Source organism: Bradyrhizobium sp. USDA 3311, assembly GCF_054062495.1.
In genome coordinates, this window is the sequence record NZ_JBSSFI010000001.1 from 7,578,878 (window position 1) to 7,595,793 (window position 16,916).

Genomic DNA, 16,916 nt, shown 5'->3' on the forward strand with positions numbered 1-16,916 from the left:
GAAACAGGCGGAGACGGTCACCCGTCTCCGCCGCGCATCGGATCAGGTGTAGCCCTTGCTCTTCTTCCACTCGGCCTCGAGCTCGAAGATCGTCTTCCAGTCGCCGGCCTTGACCTCGGGCACATAAGGCTCCTGCGGGATCGTGGTGCCCCAGCCGATGGCGTAGCCGACGAGGGTGTGATCATCGCCGCGCATCGTCACGGTGCCGTCGGCGCCGAACGGGCACTTGATGGTGAGGCCGGCCAGCACCTCGGCGATCTTCTTGCCGTCGGTGGAGTTCGCCTTCTTGGCGGCTTCGGCCAGGAACATCACCGCGGTCGCGTTCTGCCACGACCAGTTGGTCGGGTACTCGTTGTACTTGGACTTGTAGGCATCGCCCCAGGCGGCATTCTCCGGCGTGGTCGGGAAGGTCTTGATGTAGCGGTTGCCGGAGTGGATGCCCTTGGGCAGGTTCTTCACCACCGTGAGCGCGGTGTAGTCGGCCATGTTGACCGCGAACACCTCCATCTGGCTGAACATCGCGTAGATGTTGGCCTGGTCGATGTAGGAGGTGAGATCGCCGCCCCACAGGCAGGAGTACAGCGCCTGCGGCTTGGCCTGGAGGATCTTGGTCACCACTTCGGTGTAGTCGGGCTGGAACAGCTTTGGCCAGGACTCGCTGATGACCTCGACGTCCGGCGCGAAGCGCTTCAGGTACAGCGTGAACTCGCCGGTGGTGTCGCGGCCATAGGCATAGTCGGGCGAGCAGGTCGCCCACTTCTTCAGACCCTTGGCTTTGGAGATCGCCGCTGCATAACTGCCGCCGACGATGGAATCGTGGATGCCCTGGCGCACGCAGCGGAACGCGTTCGGGATGTGCTGCTTCGGATCGGCGGTGAGCGAGGACGCTTCCGAGCAGGTGTGGACGCAGAGCACGCCGAGATCGCGCGCCACCTCGTGAACCGCGAACGATCCGGACGAGGCTTCGCCGTCGATCAGCCATTCGCAGCCATCGGTGTTGACGAGCTCGCGCGCGACGCGCGCGGCTTCCTGCGGCTGGCCCTTGGAATCGCGGATCACCATCTCGATGGGACGCCCGGCAAGGCCGCCGGCGGCATTGACCTTGTCGACCTCGAGCATCACCGCGTTGCGCGAGGACGTGCCGAGCTGCGCCACGCGGCCCGACAGAATCGTCGGCATGCCGACCTTGATGGTCTTGGCCTGGGCGCGCGCCACCCAGGGCGCGGCAACACTCATCGCACCGGCGCCCATCAGCGCCAGCGTTGAACGGCGGCTGATGCCCGGCGTGCGGGTTCTCGTCATTTTTCCCTCCCTCTGTCGGGTCGGCGTTTCCAGATCCCTGTCGGAGATCGTCTCGTCTCCGTGTTCCCAAGGATTTCAGAGGTAGGGGGGTGACGTCAAGCCAAAGATGAATTACGAGTCAGAATTCATCAAGGGAGGACATGAGGCCGCAACCGGCCCAAAACCCGCACAATGATCAACCTGTCGAGCTTCATCGCCTTTCATGCCCGGCGCACGCCGGAGCGGCCCGCGCTGAAATACCGCGGCGAGGAGATCTCCTACGCCGTCTTCGACGCGCGCATCCGGAAAGCGGCCGGCTGGCTGGCCGCGCAGGGCATTGGCGCCGGCGATGTCGTGGCCGTGCTGATGAAGAACAGCGCGGCGTTCCTGGAGCTGGTGTTCGCCACCAGCCATCTCGGCGCGGTTTTTCTGCCGATCAACTTCCGCCTCTCCCGTGACGAGGTCGGCTACATCGCCGGCAATGCCGGCGCGCGCCTTCTGATGGTCGATGAGGAATTGGCCGCGAACGCGGCGGGCGCGAAGATCGTCGTGCTGGACGAAGCCGCCCAGCAGAGCGTTACGCATCTGGCGGGCGGCGCTGCGGCTGCGCCAATGCACGTCCGGGCGCCGTCCGACCTGATGCGGCTGATGTACACCTCGGGCACGACCGACCGCCCCAAGGGCGTGATGCTGTCTTACGATAATTTCTACTGGAAGTCCGCCGACCAGACCATCGCGCTGGGTCTCAGCGCCGAGACGCGCCTCCTCGTCGTCGGTCCGCTCTATCACGTCGGAGCACTCGACCTGCCCGGCATTGCCGTGCTCTGGCATGGCGGCCTCATCCGCATCGAGCGCAATTTCGAGCCTGAGGCCGCACTTGCAGCGATTGCGGAGGACAAGCTCAACGCCGCATGGTTCGCGCCGGTCATGACCACGGCGATGCTCACCTGCCCCACCCGCGATCGCTACGACGTCTCCAGCCTGACATGGGCGATCGGCGGCGGCGAGAAGACGCCGGAGCTGCGCATCCGCGCCTTCTCGGAATATTTCCGCAATGCGCGCTACATCGACGCCTATGGCCTCACCGAGACCGTCGGCGGCGACACCTTCATGGAGGCCGGCCGCGAGATCGAGAAGATCGGCTCGACCGGGCGCGCCATCGCCCATGTCGAGATCGAGATCCGCGACGAGGACGGCAGGACGCTGCCGCCGAACGTCAACGGCGAGATCTGCCTGCGCGGGCCGAAGATCACGCGCGGCTACTGGAAGGACCCGGAGAAGACGGCTGCGGCCTTCTTCGGCGACTGGTTCCGCAGCGGCGACGTCGGCTATCTCGACGACGAGGGCTTTCTGTATCTGACCGATCGCAAGAAGGACATGATCATCTCCGGCGGCGAGAACATCGCCTCCTCCGAGGTCGAACGCGTCATCTACGAGCTATCAGAGGTGCGCGAGGTCGCGGTGATCGGCCTGCGCGATGCGCGCTGGGGCGAGCGGCCCGTCGCCATCGTCGTGCTGGCGGAAGGTGCGAGCCTCGAGCTCCCTGCCCTTACCGAACATTGCCGCGCGCGGCTGGCGAGCTTCAAGGTGCCGAAGCAGCTCGTCGTCCGCAACAGCCTGCCGCGCAACCCGAGCGGAAAGATCCTCAAGCGCGTGCTGCGCGCCGAGCTGGAGACGTCTGAATGACGCAAGCGAATGCCAAGGTCACAAAGCTCAACCGCGTCGAGCGCAACGCCTGGACCAAGCAGAAGATCTTTGACGCCGCGACCAAGGTCGTCGGCAAGCATGGTTATGCCGAAGCCTCCGTCGCCCGCATCACCGAGCAGGCCGGCGTCGCGCAAGGCACCTTCTACAATCATTTCGAGAACCGCCAGGAGCTGCTCGACCAGCTGCTGCCCAAGATCGGCCTCGACATGGTCGGGTTCATCCGCGCCCGCACCGGCAATGCGCACGCGGCGCGGCAGGAGATCGAGCGCTTCTCCGCCTTCTTCGACTTCATCCGCGAGGTGCCGGAATTCCTGCGCATCCTCAACGAGGCCGAATTTTTTGCCCCGATCGGCTACCAAAAGCATCTCGACAACATCTCGGTCGCCTATGTGCGCATCCTGCGCCGCGCCCGCCTTGCGGGCGCGATCGAGGATTACAGCGACGAGGAATTCGAGGCGATCGTCCACATGCTGATGGGCGCGCGCGGTTATCTCAGCCGCCGCTACTCCTATTCGGAAGGCGGCGTCACCGCCGTGCCCGACCACGTCATCTCCGCCTATCGCAAGCTGATGACGCGCGGCCTGTTCAGTTCATCGGGAGATCAGGAAACGCCATGAACATCGCATCTCCCCACCACCCGCTCGACATCGCCTCGGCGATCGCGGAAGGCGACATCCGCTGCCTCCTGATGGTGCTGGTGCACATGACCGGCGAGGCGCGCTGGCTCGAGCCGCCGTACTTGCCCAAGCGCGACATCCGCCTCATTCCCGATCCCGAAGCCGGCGTGCCGAAGGAGATCCAGGACGAAATCCGCACCGCGGTGGTCAACCTCTTCGCCAATGGCTCGCCGCAGCCGGTCATCACCGACCCCGGTGAAGAGCTGCTCTTGAAGATGATGCGCGCCTGCCTCGGCGAGAACGTCGCGCCGGAATATGCGCCCCTGATGCGCGAGGAGATGGGCTTTGTGCCGCGCGAGACACGATGGACGACGCGTCCTTCCGACGACAAGCTCGCGGAGCAGCACGTTCTGATCGTCGGCGCCGGCGTCTGCGCCATCGCGCTCGGCGTGGCGCTCGGTCATCTCGGCATCCCCTACACCATCGTCGAGAAGAACGACGAGCTCGGCGGCACCTGGTGGATCAACCGCTATCCCGGCTGCGGTGTCGACACACCGAACCATTCCTATTCGTATTCGTTCGGCTCGCGCAACGCATGGACGCGGTACTTCTGCCAGCGCGAGGAGCTGCTCGGCTATCTCCTGAAGGTCGCCGATGAATACGGCATCCGCGAGCATCTGCGCGTCAACACCGAGCTGACCTCGTCGCGCTGGGACGAAGGCAAGAGGCGCTGGATTTCCACGCTCAGGACCAAGGACGGAGAAGAGACCTTCGAATCCACCGCGCTGGTCAGCGCGATCGGCCAGCTCAACGATCCCTCCCGCGCGCGCTTCAAAGGCGAAGAAAGCTTCAAGGGCACGATCCTGCATTCGGCGTTATGGTCCGGCGATATCGATCTGGACGGCAAGCACGTCGCCGTGATCGGCACCGGCGCGACCGCGATGCAGCTGGTGCCGGCGATTGCCGGCCGTGTTGCCTCGGTCACCGTCTATCAGCGCAGCGCGCAATGGGCGCGGCCGGTGAAGGGCTATTCCGACCCGATCAGCGAGGGTGCGCGCTGGCTGCTGGCGCATCTGCCGTTCTATGTGCAGTGGTATCGCTTCAACATGTTCTGGCGCTATGGCGACGGCCTGCTGCCGTTCCTGCGCAAGGACCCGGCCTGGCCGCATCCGGAGCGCGCCGTCAACAAGGGCAACGACCGGCACCGGCAGGAATTGACCGACTTCATCCTGACCGAGCTGAAGGACCGCCCCGACCTGATCGAAAAATGCGTGCCGACCTATCCGCCTTACGGCAAGCGCATCCTGCTCGACAACAACTGGTTCAAGACGTTGACGCGACCGAACGTGGAGCTCGTCACCGACGCGATCGACCGTTTCGACCAGGGCGGCATCGTCACCGCGGACGGCAAGCGCCGCCCCGCGGATATCATCGTGGTCGCGACCGGCTTCAAGGTCACGGAGATGGCGGCGCGCCTGAACATCAGCGGCCGCAACGGCAAGAATTTGCGCGAGGCCTGGGGCAACGACAATCCGACCGCGTTCCTCGGCCTTACCGTGCCTGATTTCCCCAACTTCTTCTGCATGCTCGGCCCGAACTCAGGTCCCGCGCATGGCGGCAGCGTCATCTTCCAGTCGGAGTGCCAGAGCCGCTACATCTCGGCGTGTCTCGCCGACATGATCGCGCGCGACGTCGCAGCGATCGACGTCCGTCCGGACGTGCTCGACGATTACGTCCGCAAGGTCGATGCCGAGCACGAGGCAATGATCTGGACCCATCCCGGCATGACCACCTACTACCGCAATTCGAGCGGCCGCGTGTTTTCCGCGATGCCCTGGCGCTTCGTGGACTACTGGCGCATGACGCATGATCCGGATCTTGGGCAGTACAGGCTGACGAAGGCGTAGAGTTGATGGCGCCCACAACGTCGGCGCACTCTCTCTCCACGTCGTCATTGCGAGCGCAGCGAAGCAATCCAGAATCTTTGCGTGGAGATACTCTGGATTGCTTCGCTACGCTCGCAATGACGGAACTGGCGGCCCGTCTACGCCGCGAGCCCGGTCTCCACCGGAGCGAACTCCAGCCCGAGGCTTTCCGCGACCGCCTTGTTGGTGATGCGGCCACGGTGGACATTCAGGCCGTTGCGCAAATGCGGGTTCTCCAGCACCGCCGCAAAACCCTTGTTCGCGAGCATCAGGCCGAACGGCAGCGTCGCGTTGTTCAGCGCCTGGCTCGACGTGACAGGCACCGCACCCGGCATGTTGGCGACGCAATAATGCACGATGCCGTCGACCTCGTAGGTCGGGTCCGTGTGCGTGGTCGCATGCGACGTCTCGAAGCAACCGCCCTGGTCGATAGCGACGTCGACCAGCACGGCGCCCGGCCGCATCGATTTCAGCATCGCGCGCGTGACGAGTTTGGGCGCGCTCGCGCCCGGCACCAGCACCGCACCGATCACGACGTCGGCGGCAAAGACCTCCTCCTCGACCGCCTCGATGGTTGAAAAGCGGGTGCGCACCCGTCCGAGAAAGACATCATCCAGCTCGCGCAGCCGGGGAATCGAGCGATCGATCACCGTGACCTCCGCGCCAAGGCCCGCGGCCATGCGCGCGGCCTGTGTTCCCACCACGCCGCCGCCGAGCACGACGAGCCGCGCCGGCTGCACGCCGGGCACGCCGCCCAGCAAAAGCCCGCGACCGCCGGCCGACCGCTTGAGCGCGGCGCCAGCGGCCTCGATGGCGAGGCGGCCGGCGACTTCGCTCATCGGCGCAAGCAGGGGGAGGTGACCGGCCGCGTCGGTGACGGTTTCATAGGCGATCGCCGTACAGCCGGAGGCGAGCAAGCCCTTGGCCTGTTCGGGATCCGGTGCAAGATGGAGGTAAGTAAACAGGATCTGGCTTTCGCGAAGCTGGGTCCATTCGCTCTTCTGCGGCTCCTTCACCTTCACGATCATGTCGGAGCTGGCGAAGACGTCGCGGGCGCTCCCGGCGATCTCCGCCCCTGCCCGCCGATAGACCTCGTCCGAAGCACCGATGCCGCTGCCAGCGCCTGTCTCGACCGTCACCTGATGCCCGGCCGCGACATATTCACGGACCGCGCCCGGGGTGAGCCCGACGCGATATTCCTGCACCTTGATCTCCTTGGGCACACCGACACGCATCCTGGGCTCCTTCCAACGTCTTGATTCACCTCGCCATGGTAGCGACGGGTCCAGTTTGGTTTCGTGCAAATATCAGCTAGTTTCGCGATCTCCGCGCCGGTTTCCGGCGCCGAAGTGCCCTTTCACGCTGGAAACGAAACATTGGCCCTCGACCGGAAAGACCTCGCCATCCTCGCGGAACTCACGACCAACGCGCGGGCCAGCCACACCGAGCTTGCCAACAAGGTCGGACTATCCAGCACGGCGCTGGCGCGGCGGCAGAAGGCGCTGGAGGACGACGGCTACATCCAGGCCTATCAGGCCGCGCTCGACCTGGCGCAGTTCGGCCTCACCACGACGGTACTGGTGCGCATTGCGCTGGAGAGCCAGAGCGACGAGGCGCTGAAAGCGTTCGAGGCGGAGGTGGTGAAATGCCCCTCCGTCGTGCGCTGCTTCCTGATGTCGGGCACCGACGACTACATCCTGATCGTGCTTGCGCGCGACATCCAGGATTTCGAGCGCATCCACCGCACCGAGCTGTCGCGATTGCCGCGCGTCGCGCGGGTGCAATCGAGCTTCGCGCTGCGCGAAGTCGTCAACCGCGCGGTGCCGACGGTGGTGTTCAGCGAGGCCAAGCGGTAGCGGACTTCTCCCTCTCCCCGTTCTTACGGGGCCGCGCCGAGCTTCGCTCGCGCTGAGAGCGTTGGGGTGAGGGGCTGCACCCACAAAGGCGGTGATAGTCGGACTCGCGGAAGCTCCCCTCACCCGGATTGCTGTGCAATCCGGCCTCTCCCGCAAGCGGGGAGAGGCGAAACGCCAGCCGCAGCTCCCGTCATCCAACTGTCATCGAATGTGCCGAGAGCTGTGTCTCCAGTACATTCGGGACAGACAATGGACTATTTCAAGCGCTTCAACTTCCTGTTCGCCGCACCCGTGTTCGACGCCGACGACCTCGAAGGCGTCCGCTTCAACCAGATCATCGAGGAGATCCAGCGCTCCGGCTTCGAGGTCGTCCGGGCCCGCAAGCTGGAGGACGCGGAGATCGCGGTGCAGACCGACGCCGCGATCGGCTGCATGGTGGTGGATTGGGGCAAGAAGGGCCTGGAGGGCAAGACCTCGGCGCTGATCAATTTGATGCGGCGCCGCGGCCTCGATTTCCCGATCATCCTCCTGATCCGGCGCAAGCGGTTCGAGGATCTGCCGGTCGAGGTGCTCGACTTCATCGACGGCTATGTCTTCCTTTCCGAGGAGACGCCGACCTTCATCGCCAAGAACCTGATCAGCCGGCTCAAGCAATATGCCGAGACGCTGAAGACGCCGTTCTTCGGCGCGCTGGTCGACTATGCCGAGGAAGGCAACCAGCTCTGGACCTGTCCGGGCCACAATGGCGGCGTGTTCTACAATCGCAGCCCCATCGGCCGGGTGTTCGTCGAGCATCTCGGCGAATCCGTGTTCCGCGACGACCTCGACAATTCCGTGCTCGACCTCGGCGACCTCCTCACCCATGAGGGCCCGGCGCTGAAGGCGCAGAAGGAAGCAGCAGCGATCTTCGGCGCGGAGAAGACCTATTTCGTGCTCAACGGCACCTCGACCTCGAACAAGGTCGCGCTCGGCGCGCTCGTCACCGACGGCGACCTCGTGCTGTTCGACCGCAACAACCACAAGGCCGCCCATCACGGCGCGCTGATGATCAATGGCGGCATCCCGGTCTACGTCCCGACCATCCGCAACGCCTGGGGCCTGATAGGCCCGATGCGCTGGGACATGCTCGACGAGAAGGCCCTGCGCGAGGCGATCCGCAGCCATCCGCTGGTCAGGGATCGCGACGCCTGGCGCAAGGAGCGGCCGTTCCGCGTCGCCGTGGTCGAGCAGTGCACCTATGACGGCTCGATCCACAGCGCCGAGATGATCCTGAAGCGCATCGGCCATCTCTGCGAGTACATCCTGTTCGACGAGGCCTGGGCCGGCTTCATGAAATTCCACCCGCTCTATGCCGGCCGTTTCGCCATGGGCCTCGCGAACCTTCCCCCGGAAGCACCGGGCATCATCGCGACGCAGTCGACCCACAAGCAGCTCGCGAGCTTTTCGCAGGCCTCACAAATCCACATCAAGGACCGCCACATCCGCGGCCAGAAGCGGCGGGTCGAGCACCGCCGCTTCAACGAAAGCTTCATGCAGCACGCTTCCACGTCACCGTTCTATCCGCTGTTCGCATCCCTCGACGTCGGCGCGCAGATGATGAAGGGGCGCTCCGGCGAAGTGCTGTGGGACGACACGATCCGGCTCGGCATCGAGCTGCGCAAGAAGATCCGCGCGATGCGCCGGGAGTTCGAGGAGAAGGAGCAGAATCCCGATCGGCGCTGGTTCTTCGAGCCCTTCGTCCCGGATCGCGTCGCCATCCCCGACGTCAGCCGCCCCGGCGCCGCCCACAACGTCGCCTGGGAGACGCTGTCCACCGACGAGCTCGCCACCAATCCCGCCTTGTGGCAACTCTCTCCGGATACCAACTGGCACGGCTTTCCCGATCTCGCGGAAGGCTTTGCCATGACCGATCCGAACAAGCTGACGTTGCTCACGCCTGGCTTCGATCGCACCACCGGCGCCTATGCCGAGCACGGCATCCCCGCCCCCGTCGTCGCGCAATATCTGCGCGAGAACCGCATCGTGCCCGAGAAGAACGACCTCAACTCCCTGCTCTTCCTGCTCACTCCCGGCGTCGAGGCGAGCAAGGCCGGCACGCTGATCTCCGGCCTCGTCGCCTTCAAGAGGCTGCACGACGACAATGCGTTGCTGGCGGACGCAATCCCGGAATTCTACCAGCGGCGGCAGGCGCGCTATGCCGGCGCGCGGCTGCGCGATCTCTGCGGCGACATGCACCGTTTCTTCCGCGCCGCCGATGTCAGCGCGCTCCAGGCGCGGCAGTTCATGCCCGAGCACATGCCCGAGATCGCGATGTCGCCCCGCGATGCCGCCCGCTATTTGTTCCGCAACGACGTCGACTATCTGCCGATCGAGGCGATCGCGGGCCGCATCGCCACCACGCCCTTCGTGGTCTATCCGCCCGGCATCGCCACCATCGTGCCCGGCGAGCGGCTGACGGAACGCGCCAAGCCCATGGTCGACTATCTCAAGATGTTCGAGACCTGCTTCAACACGTTCCCGGGCTTCGACGTCGAAATCCAGGGCGTCTACAAGGAGATCGATGCCCAGGGCCGTATCGGGCTCTATACTTACGTCGTTGCCGAGTAGGTGCCGATGAACGAGACAGCATTTGCGCGTTCGGACGACGAGCCGCTCCAGGTCCGCCCCTCGCGCGAGAGCGATGTCGAGGCGATGCTGGCGATCTACCGCCATCATGTCCGCAACGGCGTGCCGCGCGATGTCGAGGGAACCGGCGCGCCGGAGCCGGACGATCTGCGCGACCGGCGCAAGAACCTGAAGCAGACCCGCCTGCCGCATCTGGTCGCGACCTATCGCGGCGAGGTGGTCGGCTACGCCTATGCGGTGCTGTTCCGCAAGCGCCCGGCCTATCGCTACACCGCCAAGCACTCGATCTACGTCCACCACGCGCATCTCGGCCGCGGCGTCGGACGGCTATTGCTCCAGGAGCTGGTCGATGTTTGTGCGGCGGCCGGCTTCCGCCAGATGATCGGCTATATCGACGCCGACAACGCGCCCTCGCTGGCGCTGCACGAAAAGTTCGGTTTCGCGCGCGCCGGCCTGCTCTGCGGCGTCGCCTACCGGCACGGCCGCTGGTCCGACACCGTCATGGTGCAACGCTCGCTCGGCGCGGGCGCAACCGCGCCGCCGCCGGCAACGGCACCCGGCCGGTAAGCCTTACGAGGGGAAGTCGGCCGGTCTGACGTGGATGCGATCGGCATGCAGCGACCAGTCACACAACGCCTGGTCCTTGCAAAACCGCGCCTTCGCCCGTTCCCTGGCCTCGTCCTCGTCGGCGGCGTCGATCTCGAGCGTGCCCTGGCAGACCTCGATCTGCCGGCCGTACTCCCCGAGCACGTCCTTCATGAACCTGACGACATAAGTGGACATGGGACCTCCTGCTGCCTCGGCAGCACTCTAATCCCATTTACCCGGTTTCGGGGAGGCAGATTTTGACCGGGATCAAGGCCGGCAACGGTTCCCGCCGCCGAACCAGGCGCCGGTTCGATCCGTGAGCCGCCCCGCCTGGAGCCTCGCGAAAGCCGCGCGCGACACGGGGCACACGGGCCGACATCAACCATTACGTCGTGATATCGAGCAGCGACTCTGTCGTCTCGGCGTACGCTTGAATGACCTTCGCATTGGCAATGAAGCTGTACTTCGCGGTCGCCAGTTCAACGAATTCGCCGGCGAGATCGACATTCGGCGCTGCGACCAGGCCGTCCTCGTTTGCGAAGGGAGCGCTCGGATCCGACTGTGCGATATAGCTCGGCGAAACCGCCGACACGGTCGCGACCGTACCGCCCGGCGTCGAGCCGCTCGATTGGGAGACCTGATCGACGCGCAGCGGCACATAGGCGGCAGGAAACGTCGGAGCTATGCCCGCACCGGCCGATGTGCCCGATCCGCCTGACGCAGGCAGCGGGCCGGTCGTGTTGACGTTGGCGATATTGCTCGCGGCCACGCTCACGCGCAGGCTCGCCGCAGAAAGTCCGGATGTCGCAATTGAAAGTATGCTCATGGCCTTTCATCTACAGGACAAGCAATACGCGTTCCCTCACGCAATCGATAAGATGCGCCACTTTGTATTTTCATCGCGGTAACCAATGATTGGAGCGCAATCAAACGTCGTGCGCGTCCCTACCCCGGCATCACGCCGAACGCCCGCTTGAAGCGCTCGGCGTAGCGCGGCCAGACCTCGGGATTGATGATGCGCGGCGGGCGCTTGCCGTCGAGCGTCTCCAGGACCTGCTCGGCGGCGATGCGGCCCATGTTCTGGCGCGCCTCGGTCGTCACGCCCGCGGTATGCGGGCTCGCCAGCACGTTGTCGAACTGGAGCAGCGGATGCTCGGGCGGCGGCGGCTCCTTGGACCAGACGTCGAGACCGGCCCCCGCAATGCGCTTGTCGCGCAGCGCCTGGAGCAGCGCGTCCTCGTCGTGGATGAAGCCGCGCGCGGTGGTAATGAAATAGGCATGCGGCTGCATCAGCGCGAATTCACGCACGCTGATCATGTTGCGGCTGCCCTTGTTGAGCGGGCAGGAGATCGAGACGAAGTCGGCGCGGCGCAGCAGCTCGTCGAGCTCGACCTTCTCGCCGCCGCGCTCGGCCATCACTTCGGCGGTTAGATACGGGTCATAGGCCAGCACCTTCATGCCGAGCAGGCCCTTGCACAGCGCGGCGATGCGGCGGCCGACATTGCCGAGGCCGATGATGCCGACGGTCTTGTGCTCGACCTCGTTGCCGACGAGGTCGTTGCGGTTGACGTCGCGCTCGCGGCGCAAGCGACGGTCGGACTGGATGATGCGCTTGGACAGCGTCAGCATCATCGCCAGCGCGTGCTCGGCGACCGAATGGGCGTTGCCGCCGGACTGGTTGACGACCAGCACGCCCGCATCCGTACAGGCTTCGACGTCAACGGGATCGAAGCCCGCGCCGTTGCTGGAGACGAGCAGCAAATTCGGCGTCCGTTTCAGGAAGGCGGCATCGACATGGAAGTGCGGGGCGAGCTCGTCGCGGGCCGCGCCGATCTGGTAGACATGGGCGGCCGAGAGGATCGGCGCATAGAAGTCTTCGGGGCTCTCGTTCTCGATGCGGTCGAGCCGGACGTCGGGCCGCGCCTTGAGGATGTCGATATAGATCGGATTGGCCAGATATTTGACGTAGAAGACGCGCTTGTTGTTGACGGACATCAGGACCCTTCCGGCTCTCTCGAGGAGGTCCACAAGGTCAGCGCGGCGCGCGCCCGTCCATGCCTTCCTCCCAATTTCTCATTGTCGCCGCTTATGACATGGCGGTGCCGGCCACGGCAGGCCGCCTGGCGCAGATCACGGTGCCGGCCCGGACATGTTGACAATCCCGCGGCCTGCGTCAAGTTCGGCGGATCGCCGCGACGGCCAGGGCAATGGCAAAGACCAAGAAGCATGCGCGGCCCAAGGAATACGCCAAGGGAGAGCGCAATGGCGATTGCGGAACAGCAGACCTCGACGCAGGGGTCCGGCGACGGGAGCTGGCACGGCATCGTCCTGCAGACCTTGAAGCGGAACGAGATCAGCCTGATCCCTTACGTGCCCGACCGCGTGCTGACGCCGCTGATCAAGAACCTGCATGCCGATCCCTTCTTCACCACCTTCGCCACCGCCCGCGAGGAGGAAGCCGTCGGCATCGTCTCGGGCGCCTGGATGGGCGGACGGCGCGGCGCGGTGCTGATGCAGACCTCGGGCTTTGCCACGCTCGCCAACGTGCTGGCCTCGCTCGCGGTGCCCTACCAGATCCCGCTGATCATGTTCGTGTCCGAGCGCGGCACGCTCGGCGAGTTCAACTACGGCCAGTCGCTGGTCTGCCGCACCATGCGCCCGGTGCTGGATTCGCTGGCGCTGGAGCATCACACCATCACCCGGCTCGACGAGCTTGAATTCATCGCCGACCGCTCGATCAAGCAGGCGATCACCACGCAAGCGCCGGTGGCCCTGATCCTCAACCCGCTGCTCACCGGCGGCAAGGTCTTCGACAAGTGAGGCCGGCCAAATGAGTTCAAACATGAACACGCGCAACACCAAGGTGATGAACCGCTTCGATGTCACCTCGCGCCTGATCGCAAAGCTCAAGCACGAGGAAGCCGTGATCGGCGGCATCGGCAACACCAATTTCGACCTCTGGGCCGCCGGCCACCGCCCGCAGAATTTCTACATGCTCGGCAGCATGGGGCTCGCCTTCCCGATCGCGCTCGGCGTTGCGCTGGCGCAGCCGGAGCGCCGCGTCTTCGCGCTCGAAGGCGACGGCTCGCTCTTGATGCAGCTCGGCGCACTCTCGACGATCGCGATGTTGAAGCCGAAGAACCTGATCATGATCGTGATGGACAACGGCATCTACCAGATCACCGGCGCGCAGCCGACGCCGGCAGCAAGCGTGGCTGACATCGTCGGCATCGCGACCGCTTCGGGGCTCACCAACAGCGCTTGGGCCGCGGACGAGGAGGATTTCGAGCGCCTGGTCGAGGAGGCCATGTCGGCCCCCGAGCCGAGCCTGATCGCGGTCCGCATCGACGACAAGCCGGGCGTCGGCACCACCCGGCGTGACCCCGTGCAGATCCGGGAGCGATTCATGCAGGGCCTCGGCGTGCGCGAACCACTTTAACGTTTCGTCATTAACTACACGGCGATCTGATCCGCAGCCCGCGCAGGCCCTGCAAAACCGTGCTAAGCGGTGCGGATGTCCATTTATGTTCGCGCCTTTGCCTGGCTGCTCGCCGTCGCCGTGAGCTTTGCAACCCTCGGTCCGCCCGGCCTGCGCCCCCATTCCGACCTCGGCCAGGACGGCGAGCATGCGCTCGCCTTCATCCTGGTCGGGCTGGCCTTCGGCCTCGCCTATCGGAAGCGACGCCTGGCAGCGGCGGCCGTCTCGGTCATCCTGATCGGCCTGCTCGAGCTGATGCAGTTCTGGACGCCGGGACGCCATGCACGGCTGGAGGATTTTCTGGTCGATGCCGCCACCGCCTGCGCCGGCTTCGCGCTCGCAGCCGCAGCCGATTGGGTCATGACACGCCTACGCCCCAGCGTATCCGTCACAAGCGAAGGCCCCGCGGAATGACGCTCCGCAGGGCCCGTTTTCACTCAACGCCGATGCCGGTCAGTCGATGATCTTGACGACGCGGCGCGTCCGCGGCTCGACGATGACGCGGCGGTCGTTCACGACCGCATAGCGATATTCGGTGTAGTTCGGCACGGGACGCAGCACCACGGTCGGGGGCAGCGGCTCGCCGACCACGACGCGCTCGTGGATCACGACGGAATCGTCGCGCGGGATTCCGCCCAGGATCGCATTCGGGATTTCGAGGCCGGCGCCGACGGCCGCACCGACGGTGCCGCCGACCATCGCTCCGACCGGACCACCGATATCGCCGCCCGCGCGTGCGCCGTTCCTGGCGCCCTCTTCGGTCGTCGACTGAGCAAAGGCCGCACTCGACGCCAGCAGCGACGCGGCAGCCAACGAAATCGCAAGACGGGTTTTCATGCGCTTATCTCTCCAGTGATTGTCATGCACTCCCAACCCGCGGGAGCGGACCATTGTTCCGGTTCCCGCGGGACGAAAGACAGGTCAAATCTGGAGAGTGTTCCCGCGTAACGCTTACGCCGCGGCGATCTCGTGCCCCGCCATCAGTTCCAGCGCGCGCACCATCGCCGAGTGATCCCAGCCCTTGCCGCCATGCGCGGTGCAGGACGAGAACAATTGCTGCGCCACCGCCGTGCTCGGCAGCGACAGTCCGAGCGCGCGAGCGCCTTCGAGCGCGAGATTGAGATCCTTCTGGTGCAGCTCGATGCGGAAGCCGGGATCGAAATTGCGCTTTACCATGCGCTCGCCATGCACTTCGAGAATCCGCGACGAGGCAAAGCCGCCCATCAGCGCCTTGCGCACCAGCGCGGGGTTCGCCCCGGCCTTCGATGCGAACAACAGCGCTTCGCTCACCGCTTCGATCGTCAGCGCGACGATGATCTGATTGGCGACCTTCGTGGTCTGTCCGTCGCCATTGGCGCCGACATGCGTGATGTTCTTGCCCATCCTGTCGAAGATCGGCTTCATGGTGCCAAAGGCCCTCTCCGGCCCGCCGACCATGATGGTGAGGCTCGCAGCTTTCGCCCCGACCTCCCCGCCCGATACTGGCGCATCGAGATAGTCCGCACCCAGCGCCTCGATCTTCTTGGCAAACTCCTTCGTCGCCAGCGGCGAGATCGAGCTCATGTCGACGACGATCTTGCCCTTGGAGATGCCGCTCGCGACGCCGTCCTTGCCGAATAGCACGGCCTCAACATGCGGCGTATCCGGCACCATGATGATGACGGCATCCGCCTCCTCCGCGACCTCCCTGCCCGACTTGCAGGCGATGCCGCCCGCCGCGATCAGCTCGGGCGGCACCGGCGCAACGTCGTGCAGGAGCACGCGATGGCCCGCGGCCAGAAGATGGCCGGCCATCGGCCGTCCCATGGTGCCAAGTCCGATAAAGCCGATGTCGATCATGTCAAATCATTCCTCTTTGTTCAGGCTAAGTCGATCCGCGGGCTCGGTGCACCTCTCCCGCTTGCGGGAGAGGTCGGCGCGAAGCGCCGGGTGAGGGTTCTGTCCGCATCGGGATTATCGACGCATCTCACGGGCCCCGTTGCGGAGGCACCCTCACCCCAGCCCTCCCCCGCAAGCGGGAGAGGGAGCGCACCGTGACCGTGGCTATGACTACGTCTCGAAGGTCTGCGCCGCGTGCCAGGACAGGCCTTCCAGCGTCGTGGTGCGCGGCTTGTATTCGCAGCCGATCCAGCCGCGATAGCCGATCGCGTCGAGGTGGCGGAACAGGAAGGGGTAGTTGATCTCGCCGGTGCCCGGCTCGTGACGGCCGGGATTGTCGGCGAGCTGGACGTGGGCGATCTGGGGGAGATATTCCTGCATGGTGCGGGCGAGATCGCCCTCCATGATCTGCATGTGGTAGATGTCGTACTGGATGAACAAATTGTTCGACCGCACCTCGGAGATGAGCTGCACCGCCTGCTCGGTGCCGTTGAGATGGAAGCCGGGAATGTCGAGCGTGTTGATCGGCTCGACCAGCAGCCTGATGTTCTCCCGCGCCAGCGTCGAGGCGGCAAAGCGCAAATTGCCGACGAGGGTCTCGTTGAGTTCGCGCGGATCGGCATCGGCGGGCGCGATGCCGACGAGACAGTTGAGCTGCTCGCAATCGAGCGCCTTGGCATAGTCGATGGCGCGGAACACGCTGTCGCGGAATTCGGCGGTGCGGTCTGGCAGGATCGCGATGCCGCGCTCGCCCCCGGCCCAATTGCCGGCCGGTAGATTGTGCAGCACCTGCGTCAACCCGTGGGCCTCGAGCTGCTCTCGGAGCTGCGCCTTGTCGAAATCATAGGGGAAGAGATACTCGACCCCGGCAAAGCCCGCCGCTTTCGCCGCGGCGAAGCGGTCGAGGAACGGCATCTCGTTGAAGAGCATGGTGAGGTTGGCGGCAAACTTCGGCATGATG

At 65.2% G+C, this 16,916-nt stretch carries 17 protein-coding genes; 9 read left to right on the forward strand and 8 right to left on the reverse strand.

From position 1 onward, the window contains the following. Nucleotides 1-42 precede the first annotated feature (42 nt). Nucleotides 43-1,302 (reverse strand): ABC transporter substrate-binding protein, encoded by a 1,260-nt coding sequence (locus tag ACVWW6_RS36290; RefSeq protein WP_028172189.1) that lies wholly within the window; start codon nt 1,300-1,302, stop codon nt 43-45. Nucleotides 1,303-1,473: 171 nt separating this feature from the next. Between ACVWW6_RS36290 and ACVWW6_RS36295 the strand changes: the two genes are divergently transcribed. From ACVWW6_RS36295 to ACVWW6_RS36305, 3 genes are read left to right on the forward strand one after another with little or no spacing between them, the layout of a single operon-like run. Then, complete coding sequence (locus tag ACVWW6_RS36295; protein ID WP_456682438.1) at nt 1,474-2,967, forward strand: AMP-binding protein; 1,494 nt, start codon at nt 1,474-1,476, stop codon at nt 2,965-2,967. Further along, nucleotides 2,964-3,605, forward strand: coding sequence for a TetR/AcrR family transcriptional regulator (locus ACVWW6_RS36300; RefSeq protein WP_060911244.1), 642 nt, complete (start codon nt 2,964-2,966; stop codon nt 3,603-3,605). Before ACVWW6_RS36295 ends, ACVWW6_RS36300 begins: the two co-directional genes overlap by 4 nt. Beyond that, complete coding sequence (locus ACVWW6_RS36305; RefSeq protein WP_456682439.1) at nt 3,602-5,512, forward strand: flavin-containing monooxygenase; 1,911 nt, start codon at nt 3,602-3,604, stop codon at nt 5,510-5,512. Before ACVWW6_RS36300 ends, ACVWW6_RS36305 begins: the two co-directional genes overlap by 4 nt. A 137-nt stretch (nt 5,513-5,649) precedes the next feature. Here ACVWW6_RS36305 and ald read toward each other — a convergent pair whose 3' ends face one another. Further along, a complete protein-coding gene (gene ald / locus ACVWW6_RS36310) occupies nt 5,650-6,765 on the reverse strand; it encodes an alanine dehydrogenase (protein ID WP_028172193.1) in 1,116 nt (371 codons plus the stop codon). A gap of 141 nt (nt 6,766-6,906) precedes the next feature. Here ald and ACVWW6_RS36315 point away from each other — a divergent pair, with 141 nt between their 5' ends. From ACVWW6_RS36315 to ACVWW6_RS36325, 3 genes are all read left to right on the forward strand, one after another. After that, nucleotides 6,907-7,386: an Lrp/AsnC family transcriptional regulator gene (locus ACVWW6_RS36315; protein WP_028172194.1), complete on the forward strand. Its 480-nt coding sequence runs from the start codon at nt 6,907-6,909 to the stop codon at nt 7,384-7,386. Nucleotides 7,387-7,635: 249 nt separating this feature from the next. Beyond that, the gene (locus tag ACVWW6_RS36320; RefSeq protein ID WP_456682440.1) at nt 7,636-9,993 is read left to right on the forward strand and encodes an Orn/Lys/Arg family decarboxylase; all 2,358 of its coding nucleotides are present in this window, start codon (nt 7,636-7,638) and stop codon (nt 9,991-9,993) included. Nucleotides 9,994-9,999: 6 nt separating this feature from the next. Then, nucleotides 10,000-10,578: an N-acetyltransferase family protein gene (locus tag ACVWW6_RS36325; RefSeq protein WP_456682441.1), complete on the forward strand. Its 579-nt coding sequence runs from the start codon at nt 10,000-10,002 to the stop codon at nt 10,576-10,578. Between the two features lie 3 nt (nt 10,579-10,581). Here the strand turns inward: ACVWW6_RS36325 and ACVWW6_RS36330 are convergent, their stop codons facing one another. The 3 genes from ACVWW6_RS36330 to ACVWW6_RS36340 all read right to left on the reverse strand — a co-directional run bounded on the left by ACVWW6_RS36330 (nt 10,582) and on the right by ACVWW6_RS36340 (nt 12,594). Continuing rightward, nucleotides 10,582-10,794 (reverse strand): hypothetical protein, encoded by a 213-nt coding sequence (locus ACVWW6_RS36330; protein ID WP_028172197.1) that lies wholly within the window; start codon nt 10,792-10,794, stop codon nt 10,582-10,584. Between the two features lie 190 nt (nt 10,795-10,984). After that, the gene (locus tag ACVWW6_RS36335) at nt 10,985-11,425 is read right to left on the reverse strand and encodes a flagellar basal body rod protein FlgC (RefSeq protein ID WP_456682442.1); all 441 of its coding nucleotides are present in this window, start codon (nt 11,423-11,425) and stop codon (nt 10,985-10,987) included. Between the two features lie 119 nt (nt 11,426-11,544). Then, on the reverse strand, nt 11,545-12,594 hold the full coding sequence (locus tag ACVWW6_RS36340; protein WP_028172199.1) for a hydroxyacid dehydrogenase: 1,050 nt from the start codon (nt 12,592-12,594) through the stop codon (nt 11,545-11,547). A gap of 267 nt (nt 12,595-12,861) precedes the next feature. On the opposite strand from ACVWW6_RS36340, the gene ACVWW6_RS36345 reads away from it, so the two are divergent. From ACVWW6_RS36345 to ACVWW6_RS36355, 3 genes are all read left to right on the forward strand, one after another. After that, on the forward strand, nt 12,862-13,419 hold the full coding sequence (locus ACVWW6_RS36345) for a thiamine pyrophosphate-binding protein (protein ID WP_028172200.1): 558 nt from the start codon (nt 12,862-12,864) through the stop codon (nt 13,417-13,419). Nucleotides 13,420-13,429: 10 nt separating this feature from the next. Further along, nucleotides 13,430-14,038, forward strand: a complete 609-nt coding sequence (locus ACVWW6_RS36350; protein WP_060911237.1) for a thiamine pyrophosphate-dependent enzyme — start codon at nt 13,430-13,432, stop codon at nt 14,036-14,038. Between the two features lie 75 nt (nt 14,039-14,113). Then, nucleotides 14,114-14,491 (forward strand): VanZ family protein, encoded by a 378-nt coding sequence (locus ACVWW6_RS36355; protein ID WP_304565766.1) that lies wholly within the window; start codon nt 14,114-14,116, stop codon nt 14,489-14,491. Nucleotides 14,492-14,530: 39 nt separating this feature from the next. On the opposite strand, the gene ACVWW6_RS36360 is transcribed toward ACVWW6_RS36355, so the two are convergent. From ACVWW6_RS36360 to hyi, 3 genes are all read right to left on the reverse strand, one after another. Further along, nucleotides 14,531-14,914, reverse strand: a complete 384-nt coding sequence (locus ACVWW6_RS36360; protein WP_028172203.1) for a DUF1236 domain-containing protein — start codon at nt 14,912-14,914, stop codon at nt 14,531-14,533. 114 nt (nt 14,915-15,028) lie between these two features. Beyond that, nucleotides 15,029-15,916 (reverse strand): 2-hydroxy-3-oxopropionate reductase, encoded by an 888-nt coding sequence (locus ACVWW6_RS36365; protein ID WP_456682443.1) that lies wholly within the window; start codon nt 15,914-15,916, stop codon nt 15,029-15,031. A 210-nt stretch (nt 15,917-16,126) separates the two neighbouring features. Further along, a complete protein-coding gene (hyi, locus tag ACVWW6_RS36370; RefSeq protein ID WP_060911234.1) occupies nt 16,127-16,912 on the reverse strand; it encodes a hydroxypyruvate isomerase in 786 nt (261 codons plus the stop codon). Nucleotides 16,913-16,916 lie beyond the last annotated feature (4 nt).

Bases quoted from the DNA above. Each gene is read 5' to 3' on its own strand.
- hyi (WP_060911234.1), bottom strand. From the start codon at position 16,912: ATGCCGAAGTTTGCCGCCAACCTCACCATGCTCTTCAACGAGATGCCG.
- ACVWW6_RS36300 (WP_060911244.1), top strand. From the start codon at position 2,964: ATGACGCAAGCGAATGCCAAGGTCACAAAGCTCAACCGCGTCGAGCGC.
- ACVWW6_RS36360 (WP_028172203.1), bottom strand. From the start codon at position 14,914: ATGAAAACCCGTCTTGCGATTTCGTTGGCTGCCGCGTCGCTGCTGGCG.
- ACVWW6_RS36345 (WP_028172200.1), top strand. From the start codon at position 12,862: ATGGCGATTGCGGAACAGCAGACCTCGACGCAGGGGTCCGGCGACGGG.
- ACVWW6_RS36320 (WP_456682440.1), top strand. From the start codon at position 7,636: ATGGACTATTTCAAGCGCTTCAACTTCCTGTTCGCCGCACCCGTGTTC.
- ACVWW6_RS36340 (WP_028172199.1), bottom strand. From the start codon at position 12,594: ATGTCCGTCAACAACAAGCGCGTCTTCTACGTCAAATATCTGGCCAAT.
- ACVWW6_RS36290 (WP_028172189.1), bottom strand. From the start codon at position 1,302: ATGACGAGAACCCGCACGCCGGGCATCAGCCGCCGTTCAACGCTGGCG.
- ald (WP_028172193.1), bottom strand. From the start codon at position 6,765: ATGCGTGTCGGTGTGCCCAAGGAGATCAAGGTGCAGGAATATCGCGTC.
- ACVWW6_RS36355 (WP_304565766.1), top strand. From the start codon at position 14,114: ATGTCCATTTATGTTCGCGCCTTTGCCTGGCTGCTCGCCGTCGCCGTG.
- ACVWW6_RS36330 (WP_028172197.1), bottom strand. From the start codon at position 10,794: ATGTCCACTTATGTCGTCAGGTTCATGAAGGACGTGCTCGGGGAGTAC.
- ACVWW6_RS36305 (WP_456682439.1), top strand. From the start codon at position 3,602: ATGAACATCGCATCTCCCCACCACCCGCTCGACATCGCCTCGGCGATC.
- ACVWW6_RS36295 (WP_456682438.1), top strand. From the start codon at position 1,474: ATGATCAACCTGTCGAGCTTCATCGCCTTTCATGCCCGGCGCACGCCG.
- ACVWW6_RS36335 (WP_456682442.1), bottom strand. From the start codon at position 11,425: ATGAGCATACTTTCAATTGCGACATCCGGACTTTCTGCGGCGAGCCTG.
- ACVWW6_RS36325 (WP_456682441.1), top strand. From the start codon at position 10,000: ATGAACGAGACAGCATTTGCGCGTTCGGACGACGAGCCGCTCCAGGTC.
- ACVWW6_RS36350 (WP_060911237.1), top strand. From the start codon at position 13,430: ATGAGTTCAAACATGAACACGCGCAACACCAAGGTGATGAACCGCTTC.
- ACVWW6_RS36365 (WP_456682443.1), bottom strand. From the start codon at position 15,916: ATGATCGACATCGGCTTTATCGGACTTGGCACCATGGGACGGCCGATG.